Origin of the sequence: Xanthobacter sp., assembly GCF_041911315.1 — a bacterium.
In the GTDB taxonomy this organism is placed as follows: domain Bacteria; phylum Pseudomonadota; class Alphaproteobacteria; order Rhizobiales; family Xanthobacteraceae; genus Xanthobacter; species Xanthobacter aminoxidans.
This window is the reverse complement of record NZ_JAYRPE010000017.1, coordinates 1-12182: the sequence shown is the minus strand read 5'-3', so window position 1 is coordinate 12182 and position 12182 is coordinate 1. Positions and strand designations below refer to the sequence as shown.

12 protein-coding genes are annotated in these 12182 nt (G+C 69.7%); 10 read left to right on the top strand and 2 right to left on the bottom strand.

The window, feature by feature from the left end; all coding sequences use genetic code 11:
* Nucleotides 1–38 precede the first annotated feature (38 nt).
* The 3 genes from ACE3QW_RS06490 (at nucleotide 39) to oiaK (ending at nucleotide 3574) form a co-directional block, all read left to right on the top strand.
* The gene (locus ACE3QW_RS06490; protein ID WP_374250887.1) at nucleotides 39–869 is read left to right on the top strand and encodes a phosphogluconate dehydrogenase C-terminal domain-containing protein; all 831 of its coding nucleotides are present in this window, start codon (nucleotides 39–41) and stop codon (nucleotides 867–869) included.
* Between the two features lie 90 nt (nucleotides 870–959).
* Nucleotides 960–2204 (top strand): ribulose-bisphosphate carboxylase large subunit family protein, encoded by a 1245-nt coding sequence (locus ACE3QW_RS06485; RefSeq protein ID WP_374250886.1) that lies wholly within the window; start codon nucleotides 960–962, stop codon nucleotides 2202–2204.
* Nucleotides 2201–3574: a 3-oxo-isoapionate kinase OiaK gene (oiaK, locus tag ACE3QW_RS06480; RefSeq protein ID WP_374250885.1), complete on the top strand. Its 1374-nt coding sequence runs from the start codon at nucleotides 2201–2203 to the stop codon at nucleotides 3572–3574. Before ACE3QW_RS06485 ends, oiaK begins: the two co-directional genes overlap by 4 nt.
* A gap of 131 nt (nucleotides 3575–3705) precedes the next feature.
* On the opposite strand, the gene ACE3QW_RS06475 is transcribed toward oiaK, so the two are convergent.
* Together ACE3QW_RS06475 and ACE3QW_RS06470 are read right to left on the bottom strand one after the other, a co-directional pair.
* Nucleotides 3706–5022 carry a sensor histidine kinase gene (locus ACE3QW_RS06475; RefSeq protein WP_374250926.1) on the bottom strand — a complete coding sequence of 439 codons (1317 nt, stop codon included), beginning with the start codon at nucleotides 5020–5022 and terminating at the stop codon, nucleotides 3706–3708.
* Nucleotides 5023–5047: 25 nt separating this feature from the next.
* Nucleotides 5048–5713 carry a response regulator transcription factor gene (locus ACE3QW_RS06470; protein WP_250167824.1) on the bottom strand — a complete coding sequence of 222 codons (666 nt, stop codon included), beginning with the start codon at nucleotides 5711–5713 and terminating at the stop codon, nucleotides 5048–5050.
* 124 nt (nucleotides 5714–5837) lie between these two features.
* Between ACE3QW_RS06470 and ACE3QW_RS06465 the strand changes: the two genes are divergently transcribed.
* The 7 genes from ACE3QW_RS06465 to ACE3QW_RS06435 form a co-directional block, all read left to right on the top strand.
* Entirely contained in the window at nucleotides 5838–6614 is a 777-nt protein-coding gene (locus ACE3QW_RS06465) for an ABC transporter ATP-binding protein (protein ID WP_374250884.1), read from the top strand.
* A gap of 10 nt (nucleotides 6615–6624) precedes the next feature.
* A complete protein-coding gene (locus tag ACE3QW_RS06460; RefSeq protein WP_374250883.1) occupies nucleotides 6625–7491 on the top strand; it encodes an ABC transporter permease in 867 nt (288 codons plus the stop codon).
* A gap of 49 nt (nucleotides 7492–7540) precedes the next feature.
* Nucleotides 7541–8554 carry an ABC transporter substrate-binding protein gene (locus ACE3QW_RS06455; protein ID WP_374250882.1) on the top strand — a complete coding sequence of 338 codons (1014 nt, stop codon included), beginning with the start codon at nucleotides 7541–7543 and terminating at the stop codon, nucleotides 8552–8554.
* A gap of 173 nt (nucleotides 8555–8727) precedes the next feature.
* Nucleotides 8728–9363, top strand: coding sequence for a response regulator transcription factor (locus ACE3QW_RS06450; RefSeq protein WP_024279878.1), 636 nt, complete (start codon nucleotides 8728–8730; stop codon nucleotides 9361–9363).
* Complete coding sequence (locus ACE3QW_RS06445) at nucleotides 9363–10688, top strand: histidine kinase (protein WP_374250881.1); 1326 nt, start codon at nucleotides 9363–9365, stop codon at nucleotides 10686–10688. The genes ACE3QW_RS06450 and ACE3QW_RS06445 overlap by 1 nt, the downstream gene beginning before the upstream one ends.
* A gap of 93 nt (nucleotides 10689–10781) precedes the next feature.
* On the top strand, nucleotides 10782–11732 hold the full coding sequence (locus ACE3QW_RS06440; RefSeq protein ID WP_029557718.1) for a MoxR family ATPase: 951 nt from the start codon (nucleotides 10782–10784) through the stop codon (nucleotides 11730–11732).
* Nucleotides 11726–12182: DUF58 domain-containing protein (locus ACE3QW_RS06435; protein ID WP_374250880.1), on the top strand; the 457-nt coding region annotated here is incomplete at its 3' end. The genes ACE3QW_RS06440 and ACE3QW_RS06435, both read left to right, overlap by 7 nt.

Genomic DNA, 12182 nt, shown 5'->3' with positions numbered 1-12182 from the left:
GCCCTGCCGGCCCCGATGAAGACGACGGGAGAAACAAGATGGATGCGAAGATCGCGCTGTTCGGCGCCGGCGGAAAGATGGGCGTGCGCCTGTCCAAGAACCTCGCCAAGACGGACTTCCGCGTGGCCCATGTGGAGGTCAGTGAGATCGGCCGCAAGCGGCTCAAGGACGAGGTGGGCGTCGACTGCACCGAGGTGGATGCCGCCCTCGACGGCGCCGATGTGGTGATCCTCGCCGTGCCGGATACGCTCATCGGCAAGGTCTCGCACGCCATCTCGCCCAAGCTGAAGGCAGGCACCATGGTGATGCTGCTGGACGCCGCAGCACCCTTCGCCGGCCATCTGCCGGAGCGGCCCGACCTCATCTATTTCGTCTCGCACCCCTGCCACCCGTTGATTTTCAACGACGAGACCACCGAGGAAGGCCGGCGCGACTATTTCGGCGGCGTGGCCGCGAAGCAGTCCATCACCTCCGCGCTGATGCAGGGGCCGGACGAGGCGTTCGCCCTGGGCGAGGCGGTGGCGAAGGCCATCTACGCCCCCATCCTGCGCTCCTATCGCCTGACCGTTGAACAGATGGCGATCCTGGAGCCGGGCCTGTCCGAGACCATCTGCGCCACCTTGCTCGATGTGATGCGGGAAGCCATGGACGAGACGGTGCGGCGGGGGGTGCCGGCGGAGTGCGCGCGGGACTTCCTGCTGGGCCACATGAACATCCTTGCGGCGGTGACGTTCAAGGAGATTCCGGGCATGTTCTCAGATGCTTGCAACAAGGCCATCCAGTTCGGCAAGCCGCGGCTGATGCGGGACGACTGGCTCAAGTGCCTGGACAAAGACGAGATCGCCGAGAGCATCCGTCGCATCACCTGAGCGGTACCAGCTCCCCCGAGAGCCCAACCAATTCCTCAACAAAGGCAATTGGTTGGACTCACCTGACAGACGACCTTGGGAACCCGTGTGATGAGCGATCGTGTCCATGCCACCTACTGGATGGAGACCGGGGGCGACCCGGCGCGGACGGCGGAGGTCATCGCCGGGGAGCAGTCGAGCGGCACCTTCGTGGCGCTGGCCACCGAGACGGCGGAGCTGAAGCAGCGTTCGGGTGCAAAAGTCGAGCGTCTTGAGATACTTGACGTGGTGGACAAGCCCAGCCTTCCGGGCGCCATGGCGTCCGATCGCTACACGAGGGCGACGCTCGAACTGTCCTGGCCGGTGGAGAATTTCGGCCCGTCCCTGCCGAACCTGATGTCCACCATCGCCGGCAATCTGTTCGAGTTACACCAGGTTTCCGGTCTGCGTATCACCGGCCTTCAGCTGCCATTCGGCTTCACGTCAGCTTTCAAGGGTCCGGCCTTCGGCATTTCCGGCACCCGCCGCCTCGCCGGAGTGGCGGAGGGTCCCATCATCGGCACCATCATCAAGCCCTCCATCGGCCTCACAGCGGAGGAGACCGCGCAGCAGGTGCGCGAGCTGATCGCCGGCGACATCGACTTCATCAAGGACGACGAACTGCAGGCCGACGGCGGCCGCTGCCCGTTCGAGGAGCGGGCGCGGGCGGTGATGCGGGTGGTGAACGATGCGGCCGACCGGCGGGGCCGCAAGGTGATGGTGGCCTTCAACATCACCGGCGACCTGGACGAGATGCGCCGCCGCCATGACCTCGTGCTGGAGCTGGGCGGCACCTGCGTGATGGTCTGCCTCAATTCCATCGGCCTCGTGGGGGTGCGGGAGATCGCCCGCCATGCCCAGCTGCCCTTGCACGGCCACCGCGCCGGCTGGGGCACGCTCTACCGCGCCCCGGCGCTGGGGTGGGACTATGCCCCCTGGCAGCAGCTCTGGCGGCTGGCGGGGGTGGACCACCTGCATGTGAACGGGCTCTACAACAAGTTCTCCGAGAGCAACGAGAGCGTCATCGCCGCCGCCCGCGCGGTGCTGGCGCCCATCAATGACACGGCCCCCATGGAAGCCATGCCGGTCTTCTCCTCCGGCCAGACCGGACGGCAGGCGGCACAGACCTATGCCGCCATCGGCTGCGCCGATCTCATCCACACGGCGGGCGGCGGCATCTTCGGCCATCCCGCCGGGGTACCGGCCGGCGTCGAGGCGCTCAGGGCGGCGTGGCGGGCGGCCATGGCGGGGGCGAGCCTTGAGGACGAGGCGACCCGCAGCACCGCGCTGAAGACCGCGCTCGGCTTCTGGCGATGACTTCGGGGACCAAGACCGGGGCGGCGCTGCCGGAGGGCCTGCTCCTCGCTTATTACGGCGACGACTTCACCGGCTCCACCGACGCGCTGGAGGCGATCACCGCGGCCGGCGTGCCCTCGGTGCTGTTTCTGCGCCCGCCCACCGAAGAGATGCGCGCGCGCTTTCCCAATGCCCGCGCCATCGGCCTTGCGGGCTCCTCGCGCGGGCGCTCGCCGGAGTGGATGGACAAGGAGCTGCCGCCCCTCTTCGCCCGCCTCGCGGCGCTGGGCGCGCCGGTGCTGCACTATAAGGTGTGCTCCACCTTCGATTCCGCCCCGCATGTGGGCTCCATCGGCCGCGCCATCGATCTCGGGGTGCGGCAGATGGGCGGCGGCTGGTCGCCCATGGTGGTGGGCGTGCCGCGCCTCGGCCGCTACCAGATGTTCGGAAACCTGTTCGTCACCTGGAACGGCACCACCTACCGGCTGGACCGCCACCCCACCATGTCGCGCCATCCGGTGACGCCCATGGACGAGGCGGACCTCGGCCGCCATCTCGCCCGCCAGACGGACCGGCGCATCGCCCTCATCGATCTCGCCGAGATCCGTGCCGGCAAGGCGCAGGCGCGCTGCGACGCGCTCCGGGGCGATGACACACCCGTGGTGCTCATCGACGTGATGGATGAGGCGACCCTGGTGGAGGCCGGACGGCTCATCTGGGAAAACAGGGGCGACGGCCTGTTCTCCGCCTCCTCCTCCGGCCTGCAATATGCGCTCGCCGCCTATTGGCGCAGCCTCGGCCTGCTGCCGGAAACACCCGGCCTGCCGAAGGCTACGGCCGTGGAGAAGATCGCCGTGGTCTCGGGCAGCTGCTCGCCGGTGACGGCAGCGCAGCTCGCTCACGCGCGGACCGCCGGCTTCCACACGGAGCGGCTGGACCTCTCCCACGCGCTCTCCGACGCCCATCGGGAGGCGGAAATCGCCCGCGCCGTCGCCACGGCCATGGATGCGCTTTCCCGCGGCCAGAGCCCCGTCGTCTACAGCGCCGAGGGGCCGGACGACCCGGCCGTCACCGGCTTCGACGCCACCGCCGCTGTGGCCGGCCTCTCCCGTGCCGATGCGGCGCGGCGGGTGGGCACGGTGCTGGCGGAGATCATGCGCCGCATCGTGGAGAGCGGCGCGGTGCGGCGGGTGATGGTGGCGGGCGGCGACAGTTCCGGCGAGGTGATGGAGGCGCTCAACATCTTCGCCCTTGACATCGTCGCCGGCCTCGCCCCCGGCGCCCCCCTGTGCCGCGCATGGTCCGACGATCCACTCTATGACGGGCTGGAACTGGTGCTGAAGGGCGGCCAGATGGGGCCGACCGGCTTCTTCCCTGAGGTGAGGGGCTAAGGCGCTCTGCATTCCTGTCGCGCGCACTCCCAGGGCCGGCTGTCTTGATGCCGCCGGCCCGGATCGTTCTTTAAGCCCCGCGCCATGATCGACGGGATCGAGCTGCCGCTCCGGCTCCGAGTGCGCCCGGTTCAGCGCAATTCGAGGACCACGCTGAAATCGCCGTCGCCCCCTTCGAAGCGCAGCGCGCCGCCGTGGGCGCGGGCGACTTCTCCGGCGATGGCGAGGCCGAGGCCGGAGCCGGACGAGGCGGCGCCCTTCTGGAACGGCATGGCGACACGTGCCTGATCGGTCGCGGGAATGCCGGGGCCGTCGTCCCACACCCGCAGCGCGACGCCGTCCGGTGTGCGTTCCACGGATACCGACAGCCGCTTGCGGGCACCGTGCATCAGGCCGTTGTGGATCAGGTTGGCCAGCGCCTCGCCGACGCTGATGGCGTCCACATCGAGCAGCGGCGCGCCCTCCAGCGGCACGAAGCTGATGGAGATTTCCCGATCGAGGGTGAGCGGCACGGCGCGGGAGAGCACGGCCTTCGCCAACGCGTTGAGGTCGGTGGGCGCAAGGCTCTGCGCGCGGGCGCGGTGGAGCACCATGGCGTGGTCGAGCAGCTGGCTGGTGAGCCGGCCCAATTCGGCGATGCGCGACCTCACCCCCTCCAGTTGCGCGGTGTGTGCGGGATCGTCCGTCTCCAGCAGTTCCACCTGCGCATCGATGGCGGCGAGCGGCGTGCGGATCTGATGCGCGGCATCGGCGATGAAGCGCTGCATGAGCGCGATGCGCTCCCGAAGCCGCAACATGAAGCCGTCGATGGCCTCCACCAGCGCCCGCGCCTCGGGCGGCGGGGTGAGGGCGATGGGGCTGAGGTCGTCCGGCTGCCGGCCGGCGATCTCCCGCTCGATGCGGGTCAGCGGCGAGAAGACGAGGCGCAGGCTGAGCGCCGCCGTGGCGAGGGCGAGAAGGCTCATGGCCGCGATCATGGCGAGAGCCTTGGAGGCGAGGTCGGACGTGAGCGCAGCGCGCGCGCCGAGCGTCTGCGCGACGATGATGCGGGTCCAGCCGTCGCCGGGCGCGCCCTCCACCTTGCGGACGAGGCCGGCGACGCGCACCGGCTGCCCCTGATACTGGCCGTCCTCCAGCACGACGCCCTTGCGCAGGCGTTCCGGCGAGGCCGCGAGCGTGAGGTCGCCATAGCCCGCCACCACGATGCCGCGCGGATCGGTGACGCTGTAGAACACGAGGTCGTAGGCGGAGAGCGTCGCGATGGCGGCGACCGGCGGATCGAGGGTGACGACGCCCCCTTGCAGATAGATGTTCTCCGCGATCTGCACCGCCCCGCCCACCAGCAGCTTGTCGTAGGCATCGCGGGCGGCCAGCGTCGCATATTGCCAGGCGGCGAGGCTCAGGACCGCGGCGCCCAGCAAAAGGATCGCCGCCAGCGCGGTGAGCATGCGGGCGCGGAGCGAGGCCCGGAGGTCACGAAGCGACAAGCTGGTAGCCCAGGCCGCGCTCGGTGCGGATTTCAACGGACGTGGCGGCGAGCTTGCGGCGCAGCCGGGTGATGAACTGCTCCACCGCATTGGTGCTGGGATCGCGGTCGAAGCCGAACAATTGCTCCAGCAATTCCTCCTTGCCGACGAAGGCGCCGGGGCGCGAAGCGAGGATTTCCAGCACGGTCAGCTCGCGCCGGGTGAGATCGAGCGGCGCGCCGGCGATCATCGCCGTGCGTCCCGCCCGGTCGATCACCAGCGGGCCGGCCTTGATGGTGTTGTCCGCCATGCCCGCCGCCCGGCGCAGCAGGGCCCGCGCCCGTGCCTCCAGCTCGCGATAGTCGAACGGCTTCACCAGATAGTCGTCGGCGCCGAGGTCGAGGGCGCTGATCCGGTCGTCCACCGCCGAGCGGGCGGTGAGTACCAATACGGGCGTGCGCAGGCCGCGCCGGCGCAGGTGCTTCAGCACGGTGAAGCCGTCCATGTTGGGCAGCATCACGTCGAGCACCACGAGGTCGTAGGGCTGCACCTCGATCAGCTCGCTCGCGGTGCGCCCGTCGGTCTCCCAGTCCACGGCATAGCCGATGCGCTCGAAGCGCTTCTGCACCGCGAGGCCGATCTCCGGCGTGTCTTCCACCAGCAGAATGCGCACCGAACGCTCCCGCGATCAAAGCCGCCCCGTGTCAGGTTCGGGTCAGGATCGCCGGCTATGATCCTAAGCAAGGTCGCCGAAGTGCACCAAGAACAATTTGCGCCGATCGGCGCGGGGAGGAACGATGACTATGCATCCAGACCAGACTGGATTCGCACCGCTGCTCAGCGTCGAGGGCGTGACCCTTCAATACAAGACGCCCGACAGTCTCGTCACGGCCACCTATCGCGTGGACTTCAAGGTCTACGATTCCGACCGCTTCGTTCTTCTCGGTCCGTCAGGTTGCGGCAAGTCCACGCTGCTGAAGGCCATCGGCGGATACATCACGCCGACCGAGGGCAAGATCCGCCTCAAGGACCATGAGGTGAAGGAGCCCGGCCCGGACCGCATGATGGTGTTCCAGGAGTTCGACCAGCTCCTGCCATGGAAGACCGTGGGCGAGAACGTGATCTTCGCGCTCACCTCCTCCGGCCGCCTGGGCGCGGCCGAGGCGCGCGAGCGGGCGCGCACCTACATCGACAAGGTGGGCCTCACCAAGTTCATCGACAGCTATCCCCACATGCTCTCCGGCGGCATGAAGCAGCGCGTCGCCATCGCCCGCGGCATGGCCATGGAGCCGGACGTTCTGCTGATGGACGAGCCGTTCGCCGCGCTCGACGCGCTCACCCGCCGCAAGATGCAGGACGAACTGCTGCAATTGTGGGACGACACGCGCTTCACCGTCCTGTTCGTCACCCACTCCATCGAGGAGGCGATCAAGATCGGCACGCGCATCCTCCTGCTCTCGCCCCATCCCGGCCGGGTGCGGGCGGAGCTGAACAGCGTTCCGGCCGAACAGATGGGCACCTCGGCGCAGGTCGAGCTGGAAGCCCGCATCAACGACATGCTCTTCGGACACTGAGGACACGCCCGTGAACCAGACCCTCGCCTTGCGTCCGGAGATCGTCAATCCGGAAACGCCCCTCGGCAACATCACCGTCGAGGCCACCCTTTCGCCCTTCGAGCGCATCTACCGCATCGGCGCGGTGCGCAAGGCCATCATTCTCGTGGCGCTGGCGGCGCTGTGGCAGGCCTATGGCCTGTGGCTCGCCAACCCGCTGCTGTTCCCCACCTTCACCGACACGCTCTCGGCCTTCTTCGAGAACATCGCCAACGGGGTCATTCCGGCGCGCACCTTCTCCTCGCTGGAGACGCTGCTCATCGGCTATGCCATCGGCATCGTGCTCGCCGCCGTGCTGACCACCATCGCCATCGGATCGCGGCTCGGGGCGGACCTGCTGGAGGCGCTGACCTCCATGTTCAATCCGCTGCCGGCCATCGCGCTGCTGCCGCTGGCACTCATCTGGTTCGGGCTCGGCAAGGGCAGCGTCATCTTCGTGCTGGTGCATTCGGTGCTGTGGGCCATCGCGCTCAACACCCATTCGGGCTTCCGCGCCGTCTCCAAGACGCTGCGGATGGTGGGCATGAATTACGGCCTGCGCGGTCTGAAGCTGGTGCGGCTCATCCTCATCCCCGCCGCCTTCCCGGCCATCCTCACCGGCCTGAAAGTGGGCTGGGCCTTCGCCTGGCGCACGCTGATCGCGGCCGAGCTGGTGTTCGGCGTATCCTCCGGTTCCGGCGGCCTCGGCTGGTTCATCTTCGAAAACCGCAACCAGCTGGAGACGGCCAACGTCTTCGCCGGCCTGTTCACCGTCATCCTCATCGGCCTTGCCGTGGAAAACCTGATCTTCGCCACCATCGAGCGCAAGACCGTGCATCGCTGGGGCATGCAGCACTGACCCGGGTCGCCAAACCCGTCATCGAACGAGAACACAAAGGGAGAGAGACATGGGCTGGATGAAGTGCCTCAAGGCCGCCGCCGTCGCCGTCGCAGCGACGCTCGCCGCCGGCGCCGCGCAGGCGGAAGTGAAGGACGTCCGCATCTCGAAGGGCTACGGCATCCTCTATCTGCCGCTCATCGTGATGGAGGACCAGAAGCTCCTCGAGAAGCAGGCGGAGAAGGCGGGCCTTGGCCCGCTCAAGGTCAACTGGCTGATGCTGGACGGCGGCAACGTCATCAACGACGCCATGATGGCCGGCTCCCTCGACATCGCCGGCACCGGCGCGCCCGGCTTCATCACGCTGTGGTCCAAGGCCAAGGGCATCCCGAACGTGGAGGTGGTCGGCGTCAGCGGGCTGTCCTCCACTGCCCTGTGGATGAACACCAACAATCCGGCCGTGAATTCGCTCAAGGACTTCAAGTCCTCCGACAAGATCGCTTTGCCGGGCATCAAGACCTCGCTCTCGGCCGTCATTCTCCAGATGATGGCGGCGCAGGAGTTCGGCCGCGAGAACTACGCCAAGCTCGATCCCATGACGGTGGGCCTGCCCCATCCCGAGGCGCTCGCGGCCCTCACCGCCGGCCGGACCGAGATCACCGCGCACTTCACCTCGCCGCCCTTCTCCTATCTGGAGGTGAAGAACCCCAATGTGCGCCGGGTGGCCAACTCGGTGGACATCCTCGGCCGCCTGACCATGGACGTGACCTTCGCGCCCAAGCGCTTCGTCGATGCCAACCCGAAGGTGGTGCAGGCCTTCCTCGACGCGCTCGACGAGGCGGATCAGTTCATCGCCAAGGACAAGGCGGCCGCAGCCGAGATCTATGTGCGCTCCTCCAAGGTGAAGACCACCCAGCAGGAGGTGCTGGAGATGCTGGAGGACAAGGACACCTGGTTCTCCACCACCCCCGAGGGCATCATGAAGATCGCCGATTTCATGCACCTCGCGGGCTCCATCAAGGCGAAGCCGGCGAGCTGGAGCGACCTGTTCGTGCCGCAGCTGCGCACCCGCAGCGGCAGCTGAGGGGCAGCCGCGCCTCACCCTTGAAGGTCGGATAGACCGAGGCTCGTGTGAGCCGAGTTCAACGGGGGGAGGGGGCGCGTATCGCGGCGGACCGGCCGGCCGCAGCCCCCCGTCGAGCCTTCCCAAGCGCGTCGCCCCATTGTGTGGGCGCCGCGGAGGGATATCCTCGCCCCATGGACATGATCCGCATTCTGCTGGTCGACGATCATCCGATCGTGCGCGAGGGCTACCGCCGGCTGCTCGACCGTCAGCCCGGCCTTTCGGTCGTGGCCGAGGCGGGCGACGGGATCGCGGCGCTCACCGCCTTCGCCGCCCATGCGCCGGATATCGTGCTGATGGACCTGTCCATGCCCGGCGGCGGCGGCTTCGCGGCGGTGGAGGCCATGGTGGCCCGCGATCCGGGGGCGCGGATCATCGTCGTGTCCATGCACCAGGGCGCCATCTTCGCCCAGAAGGCCATGGCGGCGGGCGCGCGGGGCTTCGTGTCCAAGAGCAGCCCGCCGGAGGAACTGGTCAAGGCCATCACGGCGGTGGCGGCGGGGCGGCGGGCGCTGTCGTCCGACATGGCCCAGGAGCTGGCCCGCACCTCGCTCGGCACCGACGAGATCGCCAGCCTGACACCGCGGGAGCGCGAGATCCTGCTGCTCGTCGCGCGCGGCATGAACGGACGCTCCATCGCCCGCAGCCTCGGGCTCTCTTCCAAGACCGTCCAGAACAACCTGTCGCTGATCCGGGCCAAGCTCGGCGCCTCCGGCGACGCCGACCTGGTGCTGAAGGCTCAGCGGTCCGGCCTCGTCCCGGCCATCTGATGCGCCGGCTCCTGCCCCAGCTGGTGCTGCGCGTGCTGGCGGCGGGGCTTGCCACGGTGGTGGTCGCCGCCGGCTGGGTGCTGTGGGATACGGCGCAGGCCGCGCGGCAGGATGTGGCGACCACCGCCGTCCGCGTCGCCGACGCCATCGCCGCCCGCCCGAGCTTCGAGGGGCTCGCCTTCGGCGGCGTGGCGCCGGTGCCGGTGTTCCGCGACTGGCAGGCCTTTCCCGCCTGGACCCTCATCGCACCGGGGATCTGCGTCGAACTCGGCGCGCGGGAGAATCCGCTGCACCGGCGCTGCGGCCCCTATGTCGCCGCCGACGTGGCGCCGCCGGGCTGGTTCGTCTGGCTGGCGGGGCACCTCGGCCTGATGCCTGAGCCCATGTCCGTGCCGGTGCGCACGCGCTACCTGACCGATGCCTATGTCACCGCTTCGGCCGACACCGGCGTCGTCATGAGCCGGGCCTGGACGCGGACCGGCGACCTGATGCGGGTGGCGGTGGGCATGGCGGTCGGCGGCTCCATTCTCACCGGCCTGCTGATGGTCCGGCTCCTCGCCCCGTTCCGCATCATCCTGAGCGGCATCGAGCGCCTGCAGCGGCGCGACTTCTCGGCCGGGCTGCCGCCGCTCCACGTCGCCGAGTTCGATCGCCTGAGCACAGCGCTGAACCATACGGCGGAGACGCTCAAGGAGGCGCAGGCCATGCGCACCGAGCTGACGCGCCGCCTGTTCACCATGCAGGAGAGCGAGCGGCGTGCGCTCGCCCGCGAGCTGCACGACGAGTTCGGCCAGTGCCTCACCGCCACCCGCGCGCTGGCCACGGCCATCGCGCAGTCGAAGGAGACCACCGCCGAGGACGGCGCGCGGATCGCCGAGATCAGCGGCCAGATGATGGACAGCCTGCGCGCCGAGCTGTCCCGCCTGCGCCCGCCCGATCTCGACGACCTCGGTCTGCGCCACGCGCTGGAGCGGCTCGTCGCCGACTGGCGCAGCCGCGTGCCTGCTATCCGCTTCGCGTTGGAGCTGAAGGGCGACATGGAGGCGGTGCCGGACACCCTCGCCCTCAGCCTCTACCGCATCGCCCAGGAATGCCTCACCAATGCCGTCCGCCATGGCGGCCCCGGCAGCGTCATCCTGACTCTGGAGGTCGCCGAGACGATCACCCTGACCGTCGAGGACGACGGCGCCGCGCGGCCCGACAGCCGGGCGGGCGACGGCTATGGCCTGCTCGGCATCCGCGAGCGGGTCGATGCGCTCGGCGGCAGCTTCGCGCTGCTGCCGTCGGGCGGCGGCATGCGGGCGACGGCACGTCTTCCCCGCTGATCCGGGTGATCTTCCCGAGCCGGCCGGGAAGGGCTCTCTGGCGGCGCGGCACCGGGCGCCCCCATCCTCTCCCGACCATGGGAGGCGCCGGGCATGAACGACATGAGCCATCCGATCACCCGCCTCGGCAGCGCCGTCGCCGCCGGGCTGATCGGCCACGAGGCGCTGGTGGAGCGGCTGCTGATCGCCCTGCTGGTCGGCGGCCATGTGCTGATCGAGGGGCCGCCGGGCATCGCCAAGACCCGCGCCGTCAAGCGCCTCGCCGCCAGCCTGCCGGGAAGCCACGCCCGCATCCAGTGCACCCCGGACCTTCTGCCCTCGGACCTGACGGGCACCCAGGTGTTCCGGCCGGAGACCGGACGCTTCGATTTCGTCGCCGGGCCGCTGTTCCATGCGCTCGTCCTGGTGGACGAGATCAACCGGGCGCCGCCCAAGGTGCAGTCGGCGCTGCTGGAAGCCATGGCCGAGGGGCAGGTGACATCCTCGGGCGTCACCCGCCCGCTGCCGCAGCCCTTCATGGTGGTGGCGACCCAGAACCCCATCGAACACGAGGGCACCTTTCCCCTGCCCGAAGCCCAGATGGACCGCTTCCTGCTCCACCTGTCCCTCGGCCTGCCCCACGCCGAGCAGGAGCGCGCGATCCTCGATCTCGTCGCCGCGGAGCGGATCGCGGGGCCGGCACAGGCGGAGGCCGCGCTGTCGCCGGACACGCTGGCGCAGGCCAAGGCCGAGGTCGCGACCGTCCATCTCGCCCCGGCGCTCAAGGATTTCATCGTCCGGCTGGTGATGGCCTCGCGGCCCGGTGGCGTGGTTGCCGAATGGGTGGAACACCCCGTGTCGCCGCGCGGCACGCTGGCGCTGGCCGCGGCGGCGCAGGCCCTGGCCTGGCTGAAGGGGCGCGACTACGGCCTGCCCGAGGATGTCATTGCCCTCGCGCCCGACGCGCTGGCCCATCGGCTGGTGCCGACCTGGGCCGCCGTCGGCGAGGGGCGCACCGGCCGCAGCCTCGTCGCCGACATCCTGAAGGCGGTGGAGCCATGGTGACGGCGGCGCTCGATGCGCCCGGCATCCGGCTCGTCGCGGCGGAACTGCTGGCGCTGCGCGACACGCGCCTGCCGCGCACCCGCCATCGCCCGGTGACGCGGCGCCCCGGCGCCGTGCAGGGGCGCCCACCCGGCTCCGGCATGGACCTTCGCGAGATCCGCGCCTTCGCCGAAGGCGACGACTTCCGGCGGATCGATCCCGCCGCCACCGCCCGCACCGGCGCGCCGCACATCCGCAGCTTCCATGAGGAGCGCGACGACACGGTGCTGCTGATCGCCGATTTCCGGCCGGCCATGCTCTGGGGCACCGGGGACAGCCTGCGCTCGGTGCACGCCGCCCGCGTTCTAGCCCGGCGCGGCTGGCAGGCGGTGGCGCGCCGCGCCGTCCTCGCCGCCATCAGCCTCGATGCATCCGGCGTTGCCGTCGCCGCCGCGGGCGCCGGGGTGGCGC

Bases quoted from the DNA above. Each gene is read 5' to 3' on its own strand.
- oiaK (WP_374250885.1), top strand. From the start codon at position 2,201: ATGACTTCGGGGACCAAGACCGGGGCGGCGCTGCCGGAGGGCCTGCTC.
- ACE3QW_RS06475 (WP_374250926.1), bottom strand. From the start codon at position 5,022: ATGCTCACCGCGCTGGCGGCGATCCTTTTGCTGGGCGCCGCGGTCCTG.
- ACE3QW_RS06490 (WP_374250887.1), top strand. From the start codon at position 39: ATGGATGCGAAGATCGCGCTGTTCGGCGCCGGCGGAAAGATGGGCGTG.
- ACE3QW_RS06465 (WP_374250884.1), top strand. From the start codon at position 5,838: ATGACTATGCATCCAGACCAGACTGGATTCGCACCGCTGCTCAGCGTC.
- ACE3QW_RS06450 (WP_024279878.1), top strand. From the start codon at position 8,728: ATGGACATGATCCGCATTCTGCTGGTCGACGATCATCCGATCGTGCGC.
- ACE3QW_RS06455 (WP_374250882.1), top strand. From the start codon at position 7,541: ATGGGCTGGATGAAGTGCCTCAAGGCCGCCGCCGTCGCCGTCGCAGCG.
- ACE3QW_RS06445 (WP_374250881.1), top strand. From the start codon at position 9,363: ATGCGCCGGCTCCTGCCCCAGCTGGTGCTGCGCGTGCTGGCGGCGGGG.
- ACE3QW_RS06485 (WP_374250886.1), top strand. From the start codon at position 960: ATGAGCGATCGTGTCCATGCCACCTACTGGATGGAGACCGGGGGCGAC.
- ACE3QW_RS06440 (WP_029557718.1), top strand. From the start codon at position 10,782: ATGAACGACATGAGCCATCCGATCACCCGCCTCGGCAGCGCCGTCGCC.